The following is a 20,186-nucleotide window of genomic DNA, read 5'->3' on the forward strand; positions in this document are numbered from 1 at the left end:
AGGCATCCGGGTCGCCTTCTTTGACCTGACCTTTCTTGGCGAATCAAGAAAGGGCAGTCGGCTGCCGGGCCGAGACCCGGCCTCGAAAAACCACCACCCGGCAGGGTCAGATACAGCCCTATTACCCTGCAACAACGGCATGTGCAGCACCCGCCACATCCCGCGTGCGCCGCAACCCAGTCCACTGCAACTCAGCCAACACCACAACCACCAGCGCCTGGGCCAACACCCACGCCACCCCCCAGGCAGACAACCCCAACCCACCAAACGCCAACAGCGCAACACAGCCCACAGCCCACCCCAAATTCCCCACAACCACCAGCCCGATCAACCGCCGCGGCACAGGCGAGCGCGCCGCCATCCACGCAGCCAGCAGCGCATAGCCCAGCAAAAACCAGCCTGTGGACTGCAGCAGCGCCAGAGGCAACCCCGTCACATCCGACAGCGGCTGCCCCGCCACCAGTTGCAAGGCGCCCGAGGCGGCGCAGGAAGCAGCATCGGCCCACATCACGCGGGGCAGGAAACGGGGGGAAGCGAACATCGACATGGCGAACTCCTTGAGAGCAACAGGCACACACCGTGCATGCCATGGACTGCATGGTCCGCCGCAGGCTGCACAGGGTCGATAACCTCGCAGGTCATGGCCGCCACGCCGGCCCCGCCGCTACGATGCGGGCCATGACCTCCACCGCCCATCCCCCGTCCGCGCGCTCGCCCTTCGGCGACCATCTGCGCCACTGGCGCCAGCACCGCCGCCTGAGCCAGCAGGGCCTGGCGCTGGAGGCCGAGATCTCCACGCGCCACCTGAGCTATGTGGAAACCGGCCGCGCCCAGCCCAGCCGCGAGATGGTGCTGCGCCTGGTGGAGCGCCTGGGCGTGCCGCTGCGCGAGCGCAATGCCCTGCTGGTGGCCGCTGGCTATGCGCCCATGTACCAGGCCCGGCCGCTGGACCACCCTGACCTGGCCGCCGCGCGCCAGGCCGTGGACCTGGTGCTCAAGGGCCACGAACCCAATCCGGCCCTGGCCGTGGACCGGCACTGGAACCTGGTGGCCGCCAACGCCATCGTGCCGCTGCTGCTGGCCGGCGTGGCGCCCTGGCTGCTGGAGCCGCCCGTCAATGTGCTGCGCCTGAGCCTGCACCCCGAAGGCCTGGGCCCGCGCCTGGCCAATGCAGCCCATTGGCGAGCGCATCTGCTGCACCGCCTGCAGCAGCAGATTGCCGCCACGTCGGATGCGCAGTTGCAGGCGCTGCACGACGAGATTGCCGCCTATCCGGTCAAGGAAGATGAAGCGGACTCACACGGCGCAGCACCTGCCAGCCACATCGCCGTGCCCTTCGCGCTGGACACCGACCATGGCCGCCTGAACTTCATCAGCACCATCACCATCTTCGGCACGCCGGTGGATGTGACCCTGCAGGAGCTGGCCGTGGAGTCGTTCTTTCCGGCGGATGCGCAGACGCAGGAGGTGCTGGGGCGGTTGAGGAAGGCGAATTGATCCAGAAGGCAGGAAGCCCACCCAAGCGGGCCTCCAACGGAGACTCCCGCGTGCGCCGCCTCAAGGCTTGAGCCTGTCGGCAAGCCGCGCCATCAAATCCATGCGCTCGTGCAGTATGGCGACCACCAAGGCGGGCGCATCTTCGCGCAGCAGGCAAAACACATGGTGATGTTCGCACCGAGCCACGCGCAAGCCGGGGAAGACTTCGCCGAGGTCCTTGACGCCTGCCTTTCCTGCCACCAGGCCGGCAATCCCCCGCTCCAATGCACTGATGTATTGCCGTACCTGTTCATCGCCCCATTGCCTGCGCGTATGGCGGATGATGCCGCGCAGGTCGGCCTCTGCCGCAGCGGTGAGCCGGTAATGTCTCAACGCCGCCCCTCGCCCAGCTCTTCATCAAGAATCTCGCCAATGCTCTTGCCGGAGACCTTGCCAGCAAGTCCTTCATTGATGCGCTCTCCCAGCACGGCCGCCAGTTCCTGCCACGCCTGACCGGCATCCGCGTCGCCGGGAAACAGCCGCTCAAGCGTGTATTGCTCGATCGTTTTGCCCTGCAACGCGGCAGACGCCTGGAGGCTTTGGTGCTGCTGCGGGGTCATGTCGATGGTCAGGCGGCTCATGGCGAGGCTCCACTGGTTCACTTGGTTTCCACGTTAGCACATGCTCAAAAGCATGCTTGCAGACATGCCAGATGCCCAGACAGACCCATCGCAAAAGACAAAGCCCGCCGAAGCGGGCTTTGCTCATGGAGCCGGATCAGGCCGGACTCAGGCGCTCACGCCCCTGGCCACGTCCGCGTACTCTTCGATCTGGTCGAAGTTCATGTAGCGGTAGACGCTGGACTTGTCGGCATCGATCACGCCCATTTCCTTGAGGTATTCCTCCTTGGTGGGCAGCTTGCCCAGGCGCGATGCGATGGCGGCCAACTCGGCCGAGCCCAGGAACACGTTGGTGTTCTTGCCCAGGCGGTTGGGGAAGTTGCGGGTCGAGGTGGAGATCACCGTCGCGCCTTCGCGGACCTGGGCCTGGTTGCCCATGCACAGCGAGCAGCCCGGCATTTCGGTGCGAGCACCGGCCGTGCCGAAGGCTGCGTAGTGGCCTTCCTTGATCAGCTCGTTCTGGTCCATCTTGGTGGGCGGAGCCACCCACAGCTTGACGGGGATGTCGCGCTGGCCGCCCAGCAGCTTGGCTGCTGCGCGGAAGTGGCCGATGTTGGTCATGCACGAACCGATGAAGGCTTCATCGATCTTGGTGCCGGCCACTTCGGACAGGAACTTGGCGTCATCGGGATCGTTGGGGCAGCAGACGATGGGTTCCTTGATGTCGGCCAGGTCGATCTCGAACACGGCAGCGTATTCGGCGTCCTTGTCGGCTTCGAGCAGGTCGGGCTTGGCCAGCCAGGCTTCGACCTTCTCGATGCGGCGCTGCAGCGTCTTGGCGTCGGCGTAGCCGTCGGCGATCATGTTCTTCATCAGAACGATGTTCGAGGTCAGGTACTCCTTGATCGGCTCGGGGTTGAGCTTGATCGTGCAGCCGGCAGCCGAGCGCTCGGCCGAGGCGTCGGACAGCTCGAAGGCCTGTTCCACCTTCAGGTCGGGCAGACCTTCGATTTCCAGGATGCGGCCCGAGAAGATGTTCTTCTTGCCAGCCTTGGCCACGGTCAGCGCGCCTGCCTTGATGGCGTACAGGGGAATGGCATGCACGAGGTCACGCAGGGTGACGCCGGGCTGCATTTCGCCCTTGAAGCGCACGAGCACGGACTCGGGCATGTCCAGGGGCATCACGCCCGTGGCAGCGCCGAAGGCCACCAGGCCGGAACCTGCGGGGAAGGAGATGCCGATGGGGAAGCGCGTGTGCGAGTCGCCGCCCGTGCCCACGGTGTCGGGCAGCAGCAGGCGGTTGAGCCAGGAGTGGATCACGCCGTCACCGGGACGCAGGGCCACGCCGCCGCGGTTGCTGATGAAGGCAGGCAGCTCGCGGTGGGTCTTGACGTCCACGGGCTTGGGGTAGGCAGCCGTGTGGCAGAAGGACTGCATGACCATGTCGGCCGAGAAGCCCAGGCAGGCCAGGTCCTTGAGCTCGTCGCGGGTCATGGGGCCGGTGGTGTCCTGCGAACCCACGGTGGTCATGCGCGGCTCGCAGTAGGTACCGGGGCGCACGCCCTGGCCTTCCGGCAGGCCGACGGCGCGGCCGACCATCTTCTGGGCCAGCGTGAAGCCGGCGTTCGAAGCAGCGGGCGCCTGGGGCAGGCGGAACACGGTGGATGCGGACAGGCCCAGGAATTCGCGGGCCTTGGCGGTCAGCGAACGGCCGATGATCAGGTTGATGCGGCCGCCGGCGCGCACTTCGTCGAACAGCACGTCGCTCTTGAGCTGGAACTCGGCGACGGTCTCGCCGTTCTTGACCAGCTTGCCGTCATAGGGCAGCACGTCGATGACGTCGCCCATCTCCAGCTTGGTGACATCGACTTCGATGGGCAGCGAGCCCGAATCTTCCTGCGTGTTGAAGAAGATGGGAGCGATCTTGCCGCCCAGGGTCACGCCACCGAAGCGCTTGTTGGGCACGAAGGGGATGTCCTGGCCCGTGGCCCAGACGATGGAGTTGGTGGCCGACTTGCGCGAGGAGCCGGTGCCGACCACGTCGCCCACGTAGGCGACCAGGTGGCCCTTCTTCTTGAGGTCGTCGATGAACTGCATCGGGCCGCGCTTGCCGTCTTCCTCGGGCTTGAAGGCCGCGTCGGGACGGGTGTTCTTGAGCATGGCCAGGTAGTGCAGCGGGATGTCCGGACGGCTCCAGGCATCGGGCGCGGGCGACAGGTCGTCGGTGTTGGTCTCGCCGGGCACCTTGAAGACGGTGACGGTGATCTTCTTGTCCACTTCGGGGCGCGAGGTGAACCACTCGGCGTCAGCCCAGCTCTTCATGACTTCCTGGGCCTTGGCGTTGCCGGCCTTGGCCTTGGTGGCCACGTCGTTGAAGAAGTCGAACATCAGCAGCGTCTTCTTCAGCGCATCGGCGGCCACGCCGGCGACTTCGGCGTCGTCCAGCAGCTCGATCAGGGGATGCACGTTGTAGCCACCCACCATGGTGCCCAGCAGCTCGGTGGCCTTGGCCTTGGAGATGAGAGCCACCTGGATGTCACCGTGGGCCACGGCTGCCAGGAAGCTGGCCTTGACCTTGGCGGCATCGTCCACGCCCGGAGGAACGCGGTGCGTGAGCAGGTCGAGCAGGAAGGCGTCCTCGCCAGCGGGCGGGTTCTTGATCAGCTCGATCAGTTCGGCAACCTGCTTGGCTTCCAGCGGCAGCGGGGGGATACCGAGCGCGGCGCGTTCGGCCACGTGGTCACGGTAGGCTTTCAACATGATTCTCTCTCCATGGTTTTCTAAAGTGGGGCTGCTTGCGGGACGCTCAGGTCCGGGCCTGGATTACTGGCCGGCGGGCTTGGGCGCTTCCAGCAGGCTGGGAGGCGGGTTCTTCTTGATGGCCTCGGCCACCTGAAGCTGATCGGGGCTCATGCATTCGTCGGCCAGGCGCTGGCCGACCTTCTGGTTCATGAGCATCGATTTGTTGGCGATCTGCAGCCAGACGGCGCCGGCATGCTTGTCTTCCAGACGCACGGTGCCGGTCGAGGTCTTCACGGGCGACATGTGGTACTTGAAGCCCTTGCCGTCGATGTTGAAGTAACCCGGGTTGGCCTGGTCGGCCGTCACATTGACGAAGGCGCCCAGCTCGCAGGGGATGCGGCCGGTGTGCACGCGCTCGGAAATGGCCAGGTCTTCGGCGGACAGCGGCTGTTGGGCAGCAGTTGCGACGGCGGCCGCACCGCCGACGGCGGCAGCGCCGGCAGCGGCCTTGGCCGTGGTGGCCTTCTTGGCGGGGCCCTTCTTGGCCGCAGGCTTGGCAGCGGCCTTGGCCGGTGCCTTCTTTGCGGTGGCGGGCTCGGCGGCGCTGGCACCCAGGCCCATGGCCAGCAAGGGGGCTGCGATCAGGATGGAGGCGATAGCTGTCTTCATACGTTGGGCTCCTGCAAATTCCCGGTGTGGGCTAAGCAAGTGATTCTGATGCAAACCAGGGCTGCACCTGTGGGGGCAGCGCCTGGCCGGTCTGGTGGGCACGTGTGAGCAACTGCCAGAAATAGCGGTAGCTCGCCCGGTCATGTAATACACCATCCACGCTGACGGGCGCCCAATCGGCGGCCTCGGCGGCGGTAAGTATTTGTGCGGCCTGCGCCACTTCGTCGGCCTGGGGCGCGAAGGCGGCGAGGATGGGGCGGATCTGGTCCGGGTGGATGCTCCACATGCGGGTATAGCCGAGCCGCCGTGACGCCTGTGTGGCAGCGGCCTGCAGCGCCTGTGGATTCCTGAATTCGGTGACCACGCAGTGCGAAGGCACCTTGCCGTGCGCGTGGCAGGCGGCTGCGATCTCCAGCTTGGCACGCACGACCAGCGGATGGTCGAACTGGCCGGCCGAGCCCATGGCCGAGGCAGGAATCGCACCGCCATGGGCCGAGACGAAGTCCATCAGGCCGAAGGAAATGCTCTGCACGCGCGGGTGCGCGGCGATGTCGAAGGCACGGTGCACGGCGGCGGGCGACTCGATGAGCACATGCAGCGGCAGTTCGCGGCAGCCCAGGCGACCCAGATGCCGCTCGGCCAGCAGCACGTCGTCCACGCTTTCCACCTTGGGCAGCATGAGGTGGCACAGGCGGTCGCCGGCCTCGCCGACGATGATGTCCAGGTCCTGCGCGAAGCTGGCGTGGTCCACGGCATGCACGCGCGCAGCCACGCGGGCACCGGGCGCGGCATCGCGCGCCAGCGAGGCCACCAGGCGCGCATGGGCCGCCTCCTGGCCCACGGGGGCGCCATCCTCGCAGTCCAGCGTGACGTCGAAGACGCAGGTGCCGAACTCGGCCATCATCTCGGCCTGCAGCTGCAGGCTCTTGCGCATGCGCACTTCCACGCCGCTGTAGTGGTCACAGACGGGCAGGTGCAGGGCACCGCCCTGCGCATCGAGCAGCACCTGGGCCGGGTGTGCGCGAGAGGGTGTGGACGTGGCGGCGGTCATGGCTTGCGCTGGGCGACGATGAACAGGCGGGGGAAGGCCAGCAGGCGCCGGCCGTCGGCGCGCACGCCGTAGGCGGCGTCCACGCGGTTTTCGTATTCGGTGAGGAAGTCGGCCTGCAGGGCTTCGGGCAGCCCTTCGACGAAGGGCTTGAGGCCGGTGCCGCGCAGCCACTGGACGATGGCGCCGGCCGAGTCCATCGGATGCTGGTAGACGGTGTGCCAGACATCGACGGCGCCGGCCTCGACGCCGGCCTGCTCCTGCGGACCGGCCAGCAGGTCGTAGTAGCTGCGGATGGGCAGGATGTCGGCCCGCACCTTGGCGGCATCGCCGATGTAGGCGGCAAACTTGGGCAGGCTGGCGATCTCGCGCATCACGCGGTGCGTGGCTTCCTGCCGGTTGTCGGGCATCTGTATCGCCAGCACGCCCCCTGGCGCCAGTTGGGCGAACAGGCGGGGTATCAGCGTTTCATGCTCCCCCACCCACTGGAGGGAGGCATTGGCATAAATCAGGTCGGGAGCGCTCTCGCCGGGGGCGGGCGTCCAGGAAGCAATGTCGGCCAGCGCGAAGCGGGCCTCAGGCAGATGCTGGCGCGCGGTGGCCAGCATCGCCTGGGAATTGTCTATGCCGGTGATCGTGGCACCGGCATAGCGCTGTGCAAGCAGCTCGGTGGAATTGCCCGGCCCGCATCCCAGGTCCACCACATGGCGGGCCTGGGCCAAGGGCACACGCGCCAGCAGCTCGGCTGCGGGGCGCGTACGCTCATTGGCGAAACGCAGGTAAAGCGCGGGATTCCAGTCGAGCATGGCTTGCCGGCGGCTTACAGCAGGTGCTTGACGCCGTCCTGTTCGCCTTGCAGCTCGGCCAGGGTCTTGTCGATGCACTCTTGCGAGAAGGCGTCGATTTCCAGGCCTTCGACGATCTTGTATTCGCCGTTCTCGGTGGTGACCGGGAAGCCGAAGACGATGCCGGCGGGGATGCCGTATTCGCCGTTGGAGGGCACGCCCATGGTGACCCATTCGCCGCCCGAGCCCAGGGCCCAGTCGCGCATGTGGTCGATGGCAGCGTTGGCAGCCGAGGCAGCGGAGGACAGGCCACGAGCGGCAATGATGGCGGCGCCACGCTTGCCGACGGTGGGCAGGAACACGTCCTTGTTCCAGGCCTGGTCGTTGATCTTGGCCTTGACGCTTTCACCGTTGACGGTGGCGAAGCGGTAGTCGGCGTACATCGTGGGCGAGTGGTTGCCCCAGACGGTCAGCTTGCGGATGTCGCCCACCTTGAAGCCGGCCTTGGCAGCCAGCTGCGAGGCAGCGCGGTTGTGGTCCAGGCGCAGCATGGCGGTGAAGTTCTTGGCCGGCAGGTCCGGAGCCGACTTCATGGCGATGTAGGCGTTGGTGTTGGCGGGGTTGCCGACGACCAGCACCTTCACGTTGCGCGAGGCAGCGGCGTTCAGCGCCTTGCCCTGGGCCGTGAAGATCTGTGCGTTGGCAGCCAGCAGGTCGGCACGTTCCATGCCGGGGCCGCGGGGACGCGCGCCGACCAGCAGGGCGTAGTCGGTGTCCTTGAAGGCTTGCAGGGGGTCGGAGTGGGCTTCGATGCCGGCCAGCAGGGGGAAGGCGCAGTCTTCGAGTTCCATGATCACGCCCTTGAGCGCGTTCTGGGCCTTCTCGTCGGGAATCTCCAGCAGTTGCAGAATGACGGGCTGGTCCTTACCCAGCATTTCGCCGGAGGCGATGCGGAACAGCAGGGCGTAACCAATTTGACCGGCGGCACCGGTGACGGCGACACGAACGGGCTTCTTGCTCATGATGAAACTCCAGGGATGGGGAAAAAATCAGGTGTTATCGGCGCCAGGTCGCACCAGCGTCAGAAACCAGCAGCCCGTGCTCCGCAAACAACGCGAAAGTGTACTCCCGATTTCGAAGCCCGGTCAATTTGTCTTATGTCTTATATAAGATATGATCGACGTCTGTTTCCAAGTCTTTCATCTGCGTCGCCGGGAGCCTCCCCACCCCGAACTTTTCCATGCCAGTCCTGCCTCCCCTCGCCTCAGACAACGCCGCTCCCACCATCGGCGCGGGCGCATCGACCCCGGCCTTCAGCCCTTTGTATCAGCAGATCAAGGGACTGATACTGCAAAGCCTTGAAGCAGGCGAGTGGCGGCCCGGCGAACTGATTCCCAGCGAAATGGAGCTGGCCGCGCGCTTTCGCGTGAGCCAGGGCACGGTGCGCAAGGCCATCGACGAGCTGGCCGCGGAGAACCTGGTGATGCGCCGCCAGGGCAAGGGCACCTTCGTGGCCACCCACGCGGCCCAGCATGTGCAGTACCGCTTTCTCAAGCTGCAGCCCGACGGAGGCGACCAGCAGGGCGAGGGCCGTGCCGAGCGCCGCATCATCGACTGCCGGCGCCTGCGCGCATCGGCGGACGTGGCGCGCGGCCTGGCGCTGCGCAGCGGCGATGCCGTGATGCATGTGCGCCGCGTGCTGTCGTTTTCCGCAATCCCGACCATTTTGGAAGACATCTGGCTGCCGGGCCACGCCTTCAAGGGCCTGACCGCCCAGCAGATGTCCGCCTACCAGGGCCCCACCTACGCCATGTTCGAGCTGGACTACGGTGTGCGCATGGTGCGCGCCGACGAAAAGATCCGCGCCGTCCTGCCCGAGGCAGAACAGGCCCTGCTGCTGGATGTCCCCAGCACCACGCCCCTGCTGAGCGTGGAGCGCACCGCTTACACATACAACGATGTTCCCATGGAGTTACGCCGTGGCCTGTACCGCACCGACACCCATCACTACCGCAACGCGCTGAGCTGAACGATCCGTTCCCCAGAGAAGCGGGCGAAAATACGCAATTCCCAGCAAAGCTGTTTTTATTGCATTGCAATAGAATTTTGCATCGCCGCCCCTGAGCGATTACGAAGCAGTTACATCCACGAAAGTACCCTGCCATGACTGAGCAAGCCAAAAAGCGGCCAGAGTTCCGCAACATCAACTTCTTCAAGGACCTCCCCACCTACCGGTTGCCGCCGGCCGGCATCGTGTCCATCCTGCACCGCATCAGCGGCCTGCTGATGTTCATCCTGCTGCCTTTCATCCTGTGGATGATGGACATGTCGCTGACTTCGGAGATCTCCTTCGACGGCTTCACCTCGGTTTTCGCGGGTCCCTTCGGATGGTTCCTCAAGCTCGTGTGCCTGGCATTGATCTGGGCCTACCTGCACCACTTTTGCGCCGGCGTCCGCCACCTGTTCATGGATGTGAACCACCACGCCGTCAACAAGCAGTTCGGCAAGTCCTCGGCCCTGGTGGTGCTGGTCCTGAGCGTTGGCCTGACCCTGATCCTGGGTGCCAAGCTGTTCGGCCTGTACTGATTCACGATCTCTCCCTCACGATAAGGAAAAAGAACCATGTCCGTGAATTACGGCTCCAAGCGCACCGTGGTCGGTGCGCACTACGGCATCCGCGACTGGATGGTGCAGCGCGTCACCGGCGTGCTGATGGCACTGTTCACCATCGTGCTGCTGGCCAAGCTGATCTTCAGCACCGGCTCCGTCGGCTATGACCTGTGGGCCGGCATCTTTGCCCCGCAGTGGATGAAGTTCCTGACCTTCGCCGTGATCGTCTCGCTGGCCTGGCACGTCTGGGTCGGCGTGCGCGACATCTGGATGGACTACGTCAAGCCCGTGGGCCTGCGCCTGGTGCTGAACGTTTTCACCCTGGTCTGGCTGGTCGGCTGCGCCGGCTGGGGCATCCAGATCCTGTGGCGTATCTGATAGAGACGCGGTCTCCACGATTGAAGGTTAAGAATGAGCTACTCCAAAGCAAACATCACCAAGCGCAAGTTTGACGTCGTCATCGTCGGCGCTGGCGGCTCCGGCCTGCGTGCCGCGCTGGAACTGTCGCGCGCCGGCCTGTCCGTGGCCTCGCTGTCCAAGGTCTTCCCCACGCGCTCGCACACCGTGGCTGCGCAGGGCGGCGTGTCCGCTTCGCTGGGCAACATGAGCGAAGACAACTGGCACTACCACTTCTACGACACCATCAAGGGCTCCGACTGGCTCGGCGACCAGGATGCCATCGAGTTCATGTGCCGCGAAGCGCCCAACGTCGTGATCGAGCTGGAACACTTCGGCATGCCGTTCGACCGCAACCCCGACGGCACCATCTACCAGCGCCCCTTCGGCGGCCACACGGCCAACTACGGTGAAAAGCCCGTGCAGCGCGCCTGCGCCGCGGCCGACCGTACCGGCCACGCCATGCTGCACACGCTGTACCAGCAGAACGTCAAGTCCAAGACCAACTTCTTCGTGGAGTGGATGGCGCTGGACCTGATCCGCAACACCCAGGGCGACGTGGTCGGCGTGACCGCCATCGAACTGGAAACCGGCGACCTGTACGAGCTGCACGCCAAGGCCGTGCTGCTGGCCACGGGTGGCGCAGGCCGCATCTTCCAGGCATCGACCAATGCCTTCATCAACACCGGCGACGGCCTGGGCATGGCTGCACGCGCAGGCATCCCGCTGCAGGACATGGAGTTCTGGCAGTTCCACCCCACCGGCGTGGCCGGCGCGGGCGTGCTGCTGACCGAAGGCTGCCGTGGCGAAGGCGCCATCCTGCTCAACAGCGAAGGTGAACGCTTCATGGAGCGCTACGCTCCCACGCTGAAGGATCTGGCACCGCGTGACTTCGTGTCCCGCTCCATGGACCAGGAAATCAAGGAAGGCCGTGGCTGTGGTCCCAACAAGGACTACATCCTGATGAAGCTGGACCACCTGGGTGCAGACACCATCCGCAAGCGCCTGCCTTCGGTGGAAGAGATCGGCCACAACTTCGCCAACGTGGACATCACCAAGGAACCGATTCCCGTGGTGCCCACCATCCACTACCAGATGGGCGGCATTCCCACCAACATCAACGGCCAGGTCGTGGTGTGGGACGGCCAGCAGAACAACGTGGTCAATGGCCTCTATGCCGTGGGCGAATGCTCCTGCGTGTCGGTGCACGGCGCCAACCGCCTGGGCACGAACTCGCTGCTGGACCTGCTGGTCTTCGGCAAATCGGCCGGCAAGCACATCGTGCAGTTCGTCAACGGCTTCGGCGACCACAAGGCCGTGCCGGCCGATGGCTCCGAGCGCACGCTCACGCGCCTGAACCAGCTCGACGACTCCAAGGAAGGCACCTACGCCCAGGACCTGGCTGGCGACATCCGCGCCACCATGCAGCAGCATGCCGGCGTGTTCCGCACGCAAAAGAGCATGGACGAAGGCGAAGTCAAGATCAACGCCATCCGCGAACGCGTGGGCTCCGTGACCCTCAAGGACAAGTCCAAGGTCTGGAACACCGCCCGCATGGAAGCGCTGGAAGTGGACAACCTGATCGAAGTGGCCCAGGCCACCATGATCTCGGCCGCTGCCCGCCACGAATGCCGCGGCGCCCACACCGTGTACGACTACGAGCATCCTGCCGACCACGCCGAGTTCCCGCTGGGCCGCAATGACAAGGAATGGCTCAAGCACACCCTGTGGTACAGCGCCACCAACAGCCTGGACTACAAGCCCGTGAACCTGAAGCCCCTCACGGTGGACAGCGTGCCGCCCAAGGTCCGCACGTTCTAATCCAGCAGCCCACGAGAGAACAGACAAATGAAGCGCACTTTCAAGATCTACCGCTACGACCCGGACAAGGATGCCAAGCCCTACATGCAGACCGTCGAGGTCGAGCTGGACGGCCACGAGCGCATGCTGCTGGACGCCCTGGTCAAGCTCAAGGAGATGGACCCCTCCATCTCGTTCCGCCGCTCCTGCCGCGAAGGCGTGTGCGGCTCGGACGCGATGAACATCAATGGCAAGAACGGCCTGGCCTGCCTGACGAACATGAAGACCCTGCAGGGCGACATCGTTCTCAAGCCCCTGCCCGGCCTGCCCGTGATCCGCGACCTGATCGTGGACATGACGCAGTTCTTCAAGCAGTACCACTCGATCAAGCCGTACCTGCAGAACGACAGCTTCGCGTCTCCCACCAAGGAACGCCTGCAGTCGCCTGAAGAGCGCGAAGAGCTCAACGGCCTGTACGAGTGCATTCTGTGCGCCAGCTGCTCCACCAGCTGCCCCAGCTTCTGGTGGAACCCCGACAAGTTCGTGGGCCCGGCCGGCCTGCTGCAGGCCTACCGCTTCATCGCGGACAGCCGCGACGAGGCCACGGGTGACCGCCTTGACAACCTGGAAGATCCGTACCGCCTCTTCCGTTGCCACACCATCATGAACTGCGTGGACGTGTGCCCCAAGCACCTGAACCCCACGCAGGCCATTGGCAAGATCAAGGAACTGATGGTCCGCCGGGCCATCTGATGACCATGACGAATACTCTGCTCGACGAACGCGAGCGAGACCTGCTGCGCTGGCGCTGCCGGCGTGGCCTGGTCGAGAACGACCTGTTCATCGCGCAGTTCTTCGCCACCTACGGAGACCAGCTCACGCGGAGACACGCGAGCGGTCTGTCTGCCTTGATGGACCTGGCAGACAACGACCTGATGGACCTCTTCTTGCGCCGCAAGGAGCCTGAAGGTGAACTCGATACCCAAGAAATCAGGGAAGTTCTGGAACTGGTGCGCAAGCGCAAGCCCGGTTCTCTCCCGCTAGTAGGCTAGGCAATCTAGAGAAGGAAGTTTGGAAATGAAACTCGCAGACAACAAAGCAACGCTGTCATTCAGCAACGGCGCTCCCAGCGTCGAGCTGCCCGTCTACCAGGGCAACGTCGGTCCCGACGTGGTGGACATCCGCAAGCTGTACGCGCAGACCGGCATGTTCACCTATGACCCGGGCTTCCTCTCTACCGCCTCGTGCCAATCCGCCATCACCTACATCGATGGCGACAAGGGCGAGCTGCTGTACCGCGGCTACCCCATCGAGCAGCTGGCCAAGAACTGCGACTACCTCGAGACCTGTTACCTGCTGCTGTACGGCGAGCTGCCCAACGAGTCCGAGAAGGCCGACTTCGTCGAGCGCGTGACCAAGCACACCATGGTCAACGAGCAGATGCAGTTCTTCCTGCGTGGTTTCCGCCGTGACGCCCACCCCATGGCCGTCCTGACGGGTCTGGTCGGCGGCATGTCGGCCTTCTACCACGACAACATGGACATCAACAACGCCGAGCACCGCGACATCGCCGCGATCCGCCTGATCGCCAAGATGCCCACGCTGGTCTCCATGGCCTACAAGTACGGCATCGGTGCGCCGTACATGTACCCCAAGAACGACCTGAGCTACGCCGGCAACTTCATGCGCATGATGTTCGGCAACCCCTGCGAGGAGTTCAAGGTGAACCCCGTGGTCGAGCGCGCGCTGGACCGCATCTTCATCCTGCACGCAGACCACGAGCAAAACGCCTCCACCTCCACCGTGCGCCTGTGCGGCTCGTCGGGCACCAACCCCTTCGCCGCCATCTCGGCCGGCGTGGCCTGCCTGTGGGGCCCTGCCCACGGCGGCGCCAACGAAGCCTGCCTGAACATGCTGGAATACCTGCAGGCCAACGGCGGCGTTGCCAAGGTCGGCGAGTTCATGGAACAGGTCAAGGACAAGAACAGCGGCGTCAAGCTGATGGGCTTCGGCCACCGCGTCTACAAGAACTACGACCCCCGCGCCAAGCTCATGCAGGAAACCTGCAATGAAGTGCTGGCCGAACTGGGCCTGGAAAAAGACCCCCTGTTCGCCCTGGCCAAGGAAGTCGAGAAGATCGCCCTGGAAGACGACTACTTCGTGCAGCGCAAGCTCTACCCGAACGTGGACTTCTACTCCGGCATCGTGCAGCGCGCCATCGGCGTGCCCGTGAACCTGTTCACCGGCATCTTCGCCCTGGCCCGCACCGTGGGCTGGATCGCCCAGCTCAACGAGCAGATGGCCGACCCCGAGTACAAGATCGGCCGTCCCCGCCAGCTGTTCACGGGCTCCGTGTCCCGCGACGTCAAGCCGATCGGCCAGCGCTGATCGCAGGTCCGGGCCTAGCGGCCCGGCACCCAAAAGCCCCATGCCTTTGCATGGGGCTTTTTTCATTTGCGAGCCCACCGCTCCAGAAGGCCGCACCAGTCCTAGGAACACCATTTTCCCTATCGTGGCATGCCCATTGATTGAGCCTATCCACCTTAAGGTGGCCGTTGACCCTCCCTCAAACGGGATGGAGCCGCAGCGCAATGCCCGCTGCCATTCAACGCAACCCCGGGACTCACATGCTTGTCGAAATCAACAAGGACGGAATGCTCATCCATGCGCGCGTCAAGAATGCGCGCAGCCCCGCCATCGAGAGAGGAAAGCGGACCGCCGCCATCACCGGCATCGTCGTGCATCAGACCGATGCCAACACGGCCCAGTCTTCGCTCAACAGCTACAGGAACCCGAAGGCCAATGGGGCGCACTTCCTGATCGACAAGGACGGCACCATCTACCAGACTGCTGCCATCTATCAGCGTGCCAACCATGTGGGCCCGCTGAAGGCGAGATGCCTGCTTGTGGGGAAATGCAAGGCCAGGGACTATGAAGGACTGAAGGCAAAGGGGGTACACCGCATCGAGATGCTGAAGGCTCCTGGTGAACGCTATCCGAGCAATATGGAGGCCATAGGTATCGAGATGGTCGGCCGAGCGGAGCTGCCGAAGGGGTTCAAACCTTCCTCCAACGAAGCGGATTTGCCCCCCGAGAGATTGCGAGGAGAGCGCGGCCTCTATCCCGCCCCGACCCAAGCTCAGAACCGGTCACTGACATGGCTTGTTGAAGCACTGCAGGACTCCATGCAACTGTCGCCCGGTGAAGTCTTCAAACATCCCGAGGTAAGTTGGAAAAATCTGACCGAAGCAGAAGGTGCAAACTGGAACCTTCCTACGAACACACCATGAAGTACCACCAATTTTTTTGGGCAATAACTTCAGCGATGGTCATGGCCTCGCCGATTCATGCTGCTGACGCCCGGTATTCTGCAAAGAACATCCAGAAAATCAATATCTTCGCCCCCTCATCAAGCAACCCCCCTTGGGAGGATAAAAAATGGCTCGATTGCGACGATGTGATCCTGACCGAGGAGGATGTGCGATATGCATTGCAGCATATACGCCGAATTTCGGAAAAAGCCTATTTCAGCGAAGAAAACATGGATAGATCCGGATGCTCCGGAGGTGCGTCCGTCACGTTCAAGAGCGGAAAGATCATCGTCATGGATATCGAGCCAACAGGGCGAATCAGAATCTTCGAGGCGAACAGGAAGCTTGAGCCCCTTGGAGTGCCCTCACGCTACTACGACTGCGCTCCTTGCAACAAACGCAAGATGCACCTGCTGCAAGACGCCTTGGACCGCGCCACGGAAAGGCGGCTCAAGGAGCTGAAGAGGCTGGGCCGGCTCCCGCCTTGAGTCACGGTCTGGTCTTCTCTTGCGCGCCGGTTTTGGCAATGGCTCTGACGCTTTACTCAACGCTTCGTGCGGCCGATGCCAGATTGCCGCTCAGGCACGCGCCACCGACCCGGCTGCAACGGCAGGCGGCCTGGTGAACGACCTGCTGGCCGGCCGCGCCGCCTGGCCTGAGAGCCAGGGCCAAGCCCCCTGCTTCACGCAGCGGCGCGGTTTCGCCGACAATGCCCCCCCGGCCCTCGTGGCCGGCCCTTTCTTGCGCCGGGGTTCCGGCCCCAGCCACTCCCTGCACACCATGAACTTTGCCTCCCTTGGCCTGAGCCCGGCGCTGGTCTCCAGCCTCCAAGACCTGGGCCTGGTCGATCCCACGCCCATACAGACCCAGTCCATCGCCCCCGTGCTTGCGGGCCGCGACCTCTGGGCCTGTGCGCCCACGGGCTCGGGCAAGACGGCCGCCTACCTGCTGCCGCTGCTGCAGCGCTGGATGGATGGCGGCAAGGCCCAGGGTGTCCAGGGCGGCTTTGTGCGAACCCTGACCACGCTGATCGTGGTGCCCACGCGCGAGCTGGCCCAGCAGGTGGGCGAGACGCTGTCCGACCTGGGCCGCGCGCTCAAGCAGCCGCCGCGCATCGGCGTGGTCTATGGCGGCGTGTCCATCAACCCGCAGATGATGATGCTGCGCGGCAGTGCCGATTTCCTGGTGGCCACGCCGGGCCGCCTGCTGGACCTGGTGGAGCACAACGCAGTGCGCCTGTCCGCCGTGCGCCACCTGGTGCTGGACGAGGCCGACCGCCTGCTGGACCTGGGCTTTCAGGAAGAGCTGCAACGCGTGCTGGCCCTGCTGCCGAAGCAACGCCAGACCCTGCTGTTCTCAGCCACCTATCCCGATGCCGTGCAATCGCTGGCCACGGGCCTGCTGCACGATCCCGTTCAGGCCCGCGTCGATGCCGCCGAAGGCCAGGATGCCGCCAGCCCGCAAAGCATCACCCAGCGCGCCATTGCCGTGGACCGTGCGCGCCGCACGCAATTGCTGCGCCAGCTGGTGCAGGGCGACACCGCTGCGGGCACCGACCCTGTCACGCTCGAACGTGCCCTGGTCTTCGTGGCCACGCGCCACACGGCCGAACTGGTGGCTGAAAAGCTCTACAAGGCCGGCATCTTCGCCACGGCCTTCCATGGCGACCTGAGCCAGGGCGCACGCAAGGAAGCGCTGGCCGACTTCAAGGCCAAGCGCTGGCAGGTGATGATCACCACCGACCTGGCGGCGCGCGGCATCGACATCACCCAGCTGCCCCTGGTCGTCAACTACGACCTGCCGCGCTCGGCCACCGACTATGTGCACCGCATCGGCCGCACGGGCCGCGCGGGCGAGGACGGCACGGCCATCAGCTTCGTGACGCCGGCCGACCAGGCGCACTGGGCGCTGATCTGCAAGCGCAACCAGCTGGACCTTGAACTGGAGCAGCTGCCGGGCTTCGAGCCCACCGAGCCCGTGCCGCCGCCTCCGGTGGCCCAGGACGGCAACGGCGGCATCAAGGGCCGCCGCCCAAGCAAAAAAGACAAGCTGCGTGCCGCGGCCGCCGAAGCAGCCGAGACCGCAAAAAAGAACTGAGCGTTTCCGGTTCAGCCCGCGCCGCCTCGCCCACCAAAGCGATCCCGGTACGCCACCGGGGTAATGCCCAGGTGGCGCACGAACAGGTGGCGCAGCGCCTGCTCCGAGCCCAGGCCCACGCGCGCGGCCACGGTCTTGAGCGGCAGATGGGCCTGGCTTTCCAGCAGCTGCTTGGCCGCCTCCAGCCGCGCGCTCTCCACAAAGGCCGTGGGGCTTTGCCCGGTTTCCTGCTGGAACACGCGGCGCAGGTGGCGCTCGCTCATATGGGCCTGCTCGGCCATTTGCGCAAGGGTCAGGGGATCGGCCAGATGGGCCATCACCCACTGCTGCACGGCCTGCACGCCGCCGTGCTGCGCGGCCTGGGCCGCCAGCGGCACGCTGAACTGCGACTGGCCGCCGGGACGCTTGAGGTACATGACCAGGTCACGCGCCACCTCCAGCGCCAGCGCGTGGCCGAAATCCTCCTCCACCACGGCCAGGGCCAGGTCGATGCCGGCCGTCACGCCGGCCGAGGTCCACAGCTGGCGACTGCCTTCGCCATCGCGGATCTCCTCGCGCAGGTAGATGGCATCGGCATCGACCTGCACGCGCGGATGGCGCTGGGCCAGTTGCGCCGTCACGCTCCAGTGCGTGGCCGCGCGCCGGCCGTCCAGCAAGCCCGCCTCGGCCAGGAAGAAGCTGCCCGAGCACAGCGCAATCAGCCGCTGCACGCGCGGCGCCACGCGGCCCAGCCAGGCGACCAGCTCGGCCGAGCCGCCCAGCACCTGCTCGATATGGCGCGAGCCCACGACGACCACGGTGCAGCCCATGCCTGCAGCCTCCAGCCCGGCCAGCGTATGCGTGGCCTCCAGCGACATCAGCGTGTCCGAGCGCACGGGCCCTTGCCGCTGCGAGACCACGCGCACCTCGTAGCCGTCGCTCTGGCCGCGCGCGCGCAGGTGCACGTTGGCATAGTCGAACACCGACATGGGCCCTATGGCCTCCAGCGCCTTGAAGCCGGGGTAGACGACAAGATCGATGCGGTGGGCGCTGGCGTGGCGGTGGTCCATGGGAAACGGCGGGCTCGGAGGCGGTCAGGGTGGAAAGAATGGGGCGGACTATACGAAAAGACGCAAGCACCCACGGCCAGCAGGCCCGGCCGAAGCCGGCCACACCCCTCAGATTCGGACATATCACCTGGGGCTGCGGCCATGATGCGGCCGGGCCGCCCGGCCATGGCCTACATTCAAGGCTTCGCGGAGCGCGCGCACTGCCGTTCCTGAGCCACCCCGACAGAAAGACACGCCCATGAAATCCAAAGCCGCCGTCGCCTTCAAGGCTGGAGAACCCCTGCAGATCGTCGAGATCGACGTGGCCCCCCCGAAGAAGGGCGAGGTCCTGATCAAGATCACCCACACCGGCGTCTGCCACACCGATGCGTTCACGCTGTCGGGCGACGACCCGGAAGGCATCTTCCCCGCCGTGCTCGGCCATGAAGGCGCGGGCATCGTCGTCGAGGTCGGCGAAGGCGTGACCAGCGTCAAGCCCGGCGACCACGTGATCCCGCTGTACACCGCCGAATGCGGCGAATGCCTGTTCTGCAAGAGCGGCAAGACCAACCTGTGCGTTTCCGTGCGCGCCACCCAGGGCAAGGGCGTGATGCCCGACGGCACCACGCGCTTTTCGTACAACGGCGAGCCCATCTACCACTACATGGGCTGCTCCACCTTCAGCGAATACACCGTGGTCGCCGAAGTCTCGCTGGCCAAGATCCACCCCGATGCCAACCCCGAGCAGGTCTGCCTGCTGGGCTGCGGCGTGACCACGGGCCTGGGTGCCGTCAAGAACACCGCCAAGGTCCAGGAAGGCGACACCGTGGCCGTGTTCGGCCTGGGCGGCATCGGCCTGGCCGTGATCCAAGGCGCCAAGCTGGCCAAGGCCGGCCGCATCATCGCCGTGGACACCAACCCCTCCAAGTTCGACCTGGCCCGCACCTTCGGCGCCACCGACTGCGTGAATCCCAAGGATTTCGACAAGCCCATCCAGCAGGTCATCGTCGAGATGACGGGCTGGGGCGTGGACCACAGCTTCGAGTGCATCGGCAACGTCAACGTGATGCGTGCCGCCCTGGAATGCGCACACCGCGGCTGGGGCCAGTCGGTCATCATCGGCGTGGCCGGCGCGGGCCAGGAAATCTCCACACGCCCCTTCCAGCTGGTGACGGGCCGCAAGTGGCTGGGCACGGCCTTCGGCGGCGTCAAGGGCCGCAGCGAGCTGCCCGGCATGGTCGAGCAGGCCATGAGCGGCGAGATCCAGCTGGCCCCCTTCGTCACGCACACCATGGGCCTGCCGGAAATCAACGAGGCTTTTGACCTGATGCACGAAGGCAAGTCCATCCGCTCCGTCGTCGTGTACTGAAGCTCCCCCTGAGGCGCTGCGCGCCTTCCCCCGTTGCACGGCGCCTCTCTACTCGCTACGCGAGGGAGGGGGACGACGCCCTCGGCTGGGCGCCCCCGCCGCGAGGCGGCTCTTGCTCGGCGCCTCTCGCCTGGGCAGCGCCAGTTTCATGGGCCGTTGACCGTGTATAGCGTATCAACTCCCATCTTTGAATGCTGCACGCACCGCTTGCCAAGGTGCCCGTAGCATTTTTCTT

The 20,186-nt window shown here is 65.1% G+C and carries 21 protein-coding genes; 12 read left to right on the top strand and 9 right to left on the bottom strand.

Annotated features, from left to right (window positions below):
• Positions 1-121: 121 nt before the first annotated feature.
• Complete coding sequence (locus ACUTR7_RS04480; RefSeq protein ID WP_445608242.1) at positions 122-547, bottom strand: hypothetical protein; 426 nt, start codon at positions 545-547, stop codon at positions 122-124.
• A gap of 131 nt (positions 548-678) precedes the next feature.
• Here ACUTR7_RS04480 and ACUTR7_RS04485 point away from each other — a divergent pair, with 131 nt between their 5' ends.
• A complete protein-coding gene (locus tag ACUTR7_RS04485) occupies positions 679-1,497 on the top strand; it encodes a helix-turn-helix domain-containing protein (RefSeq protein ID WP_445608243.1) in 819 nt (272 codons plus the stop codon).
• A gap of 60 nt (positions 1,498-1,557) precedes the next feature.
• Here ACUTR7_RS04485 and ACUTR7_RS04490 read toward each other — a convergent pair whose 3' ends face one another.
• The 7 genes from ACUTR7_RS04490 to ACUTR7_RS04520 all read right to left on the bottom strand — a co-directional run bounded on the left by ACUTR7_RS04490 (position 1,558) and on the right by ACUTR7_RS04520 (position 8,362).
• Complete coding sequence (locus ACUTR7_RS04490; RefSeq protein WP_183021037.1) at positions 1,558-1,869, bottom strand: type II toxin-antitoxin system RelE/ParE family toxin; 312 nt, start codon at positions 1,867-1,869, stop codon at positions 1,558-1,560.
• A complete protein-coding gene (locus ACUTR7_RS04495; RefSeq protein ID WP_012204354.1) occupies positions 1,866-2,117 on the bottom strand; it encodes an antitoxin in 252 nt (83 codons plus the stop codon). Before ACUTR7_RS04495 ends, ACUTR7_RS04490 begins: the two co-directional genes overlap by 4 nt.
• Positions 2,118-2,264: 147 nt before the next feature.
• Positions 2,265-4,856 carry a bifunctional aconitate hydratase 2/2-methylisocitrate dehydratase gene (acnB, locus tag ACUTR7_RS04500; RefSeq protein ID WP_012204353.1) on the bottom strand — a complete coding sequence of 864 codons (2,592 nt, stop codon included), beginning with the start codon at positions 4,854-4,856 and terminating at the stop codon, positions 2,265-2,267.
• A 63-nt stretch (positions 4,857-4,919) separates the two neighbouring features.
• On the bottom strand, positions 4,920-5,507 hold the full coding sequence (locus tag ACUTR7_RS04505) for a hypothetical protein (protein ID WP_445608244.1): 588 nt from the start codon (positions 5,505-5,507) through the stop codon (positions 4,920-4,922).
• 31 nt (positions 5,508-5,538) lie between these two features.
• Complete coding sequence (locus tag ACUTR7_RS04510) at positions 5,539-6,558, bottom strand: HpcH/HpaI aldolase/citrate lyase family protein (protein ID WP_012204351.1); 1,020 nt, start codon at positions 6,556-6,558, stop codon at positions 5,539-5,541.
• Positions 6,555-7,361 carry a trans-aconitate 2-methyltransferase gene (gene tam / locus ACUTR7_RS04515; RefSeq protein WP_013803434.1) on the bottom strand — a complete coding sequence of 269 codons (807 nt, stop codon included), beginning with the start codon at positions 7,359-7,361 and terminating at the stop codon, positions 6,555-6,557. Before tam ends, ACUTR7_RS04510 begins: the two co-directional genes overlap by 4 nt.
• A gap of 14 nt (positions 7,362-7,375) precedes the next feature.
• Positions 7,376-8,362 (bottom strand): malate dehydrogenase, encoded by a 987-nt coding sequence (locus ACUTR7_RS04520; protein ID WP_013803435.1) that lies wholly within the window; start codon positions 8,360-8,362, stop codon positions 7,376-7,378.
• A 218-nt stretch (positions 8,363-8,580) separates the two neighbouring features.
• Between ACUTR7_RS04520 and ACUTR7_RS04525 the strand changes: the two genes are divergently transcribed.
• The 10 genes from ACUTR7_RS04525 to ACUTR7_RS04570 all read left to right on the top strand — a co-directional run bounded on the left by ACUTR7_RS04525 (position 8,581) and on the right by ACUTR7_RS04570 (position 17,554).
• A complete protein-coding gene (locus ACUTR7_RS04525; protein ID WP_445608245.1) occupies positions 8,581-9,369 on the top strand; it encodes a GntR family transcriptional regulator in 789 nt (262 codons plus the stop codon).
• 134 nt (positions 9,370-9,503) lie between these two features.
• Positions 9,504-9,926 carry a succinate dehydrogenase, cytochrome b556 subunit gene (gene sdhC, locus ACUTR7_RS04530; RefSeq protein WP_012204347.1) on the top strand — a complete coding sequence of 141 codons (423 nt, stop codon included), beginning with the start codon at positions 9,504-9,506 and terminating at the stop codon, positions 9,924-9,926.
• Between the two features lie 36 nt (positions 9,927-9,962).
• Positions 9,963-10,328, top strand: a complete 366-nt coding sequence (sdhD, locus tag ACUTR7_RS04535) for a succinate dehydrogenase, hydrophobic membrane anchor protein (RefSeq protein ID WP_012204346.1) — start codon at positions 9,963-9,965, stop codon at positions 10,326-10,328.
• Positions 10,329-10,361: 33 nt separating this feature from the next.
• Positions 10,362-12,167 (top strand): succinate dehydrogenase flavoprotein subunit, encoded by a 1,806-nt coding sequence (gene sdhA, locus ACUTR7_RS04540; RefSeq protein WP_012204345.1) that lies wholly within the window; start codon positions 10,362-10,364, stop codon positions 12,165-12,167.
• 27 nt (positions 12,168-12,194) lie between these two features.
• Positions 12,195-12,899 carry a succinate dehydrogenase iron-sulfur subunit gene (locus ACUTR7_RS04545; protein ID WP_012204344.1) on the top strand — a complete coding sequence of 235 codons (705 nt, stop codon included), beginning with the start codon at positions 12,195-12,197 and terminating at the stop codon, positions 12,897-12,899.
• Positions 12,899-13,198 (top strand): FAD assembly factor SdhE, encoded by a 300-nt coding sequence (locus ACUTR7_RS04550; protein ID WP_012204343.1) that lies wholly within the window; start codon positions 12,899-12,901, stop codon positions 13,196-13,198. Before ACUTR7_RS04545 ends, ACUTR7_RS04550 begins: the two co-directional genes overlap by 1 nt.
• 25 nt (positions 13,199-13,223) lie before the next feature.
• Positions 13,224-14,534, top strand: a complete 1,311-nt coding sequence (locus ACUTR7_RS04555; protein ID WP_012204342.1) for a citrate synthase — start codon at positions 13,224-13,226, stop codon at positions 14,532-14,534.
• 203 nt (positions 14,535-14,737) lie between these two features.
• Positions 14,738-15,436, top strand: a complete 699-nt coding sequence (locus tag ACUTR7_RS04560; protein ID WP_445608246.1) for a peptidoglycan recognition protein family protein — start codon at positions 14,738-14,740, stop codon at positions 15,434-15,436.
• Complete coding sequence (locus tag ACUTR7_RS04565) at positions 15,433-15,945, top strand: hypothetical protein (protein ID WP_445608247.1); 513 nt, start codon at positions 15,433-15,435, stop codon at positions 15,943-15,945. The genes ACUTR7_RS04560 and ACUTR7_RS04565 overlap by 4 nt, the downstream gene beginning before the upstream one ends.
• Before the next feature lie 292 nt (positions 15,946-16,237).
• A complete protein-coding gene (locus ACUTR7_RS04570) occupies positions 16,238-17,554 on the top strand; it encodes a DEAD/DEAH box helicase (RefSeq protein ID WP_445608248.1) in 1,317 nt (438 codons plus the stop codon).
• Positions 17,555-17,565: 11 nt separating this feature from the next.
• On the opposite strand, the gene ACUTR7_RS04575 is transcribed toward ACUTR7_RS04570, so the two are convergent.
• The gene (locus ACUTR7_RS04575; protein WP_445608249.1) at positions 17,566-18,603 is read right to left on the bottom strand and encodes a GlxA family transcriptional regulator; all 1,038 of its coding nucleotides are present in this window, start codon (positions 18,601-18,603) and stop codon (positions 17,566-17,568) included.
• Positions 18,604-18,841: 238 nt separating this feature from the next.
• Here ACUTR7_RS04575 and ACUTR7_RS04580 point away from each other — a divergent pair, with 238 nt between their 5' ends.
• Positions 18,842-19,951, top strand: a complete 1,110-nt coding sequence (locus ACUTR7_RS04580; protein ID WP_012204334.1) for an S-(hydroxymethyl)glutathione dehydrogenase/class III alcohol dehydrogenase — start codon at positions 18,842-18,844, stop codon at positions 19,949-19,951.
• Positions 19,952-20,186: the final 235 nt, after the last annotated feature.

Source organism: Delftia sp. NA_296.1 (assembly GCF_052692095.1).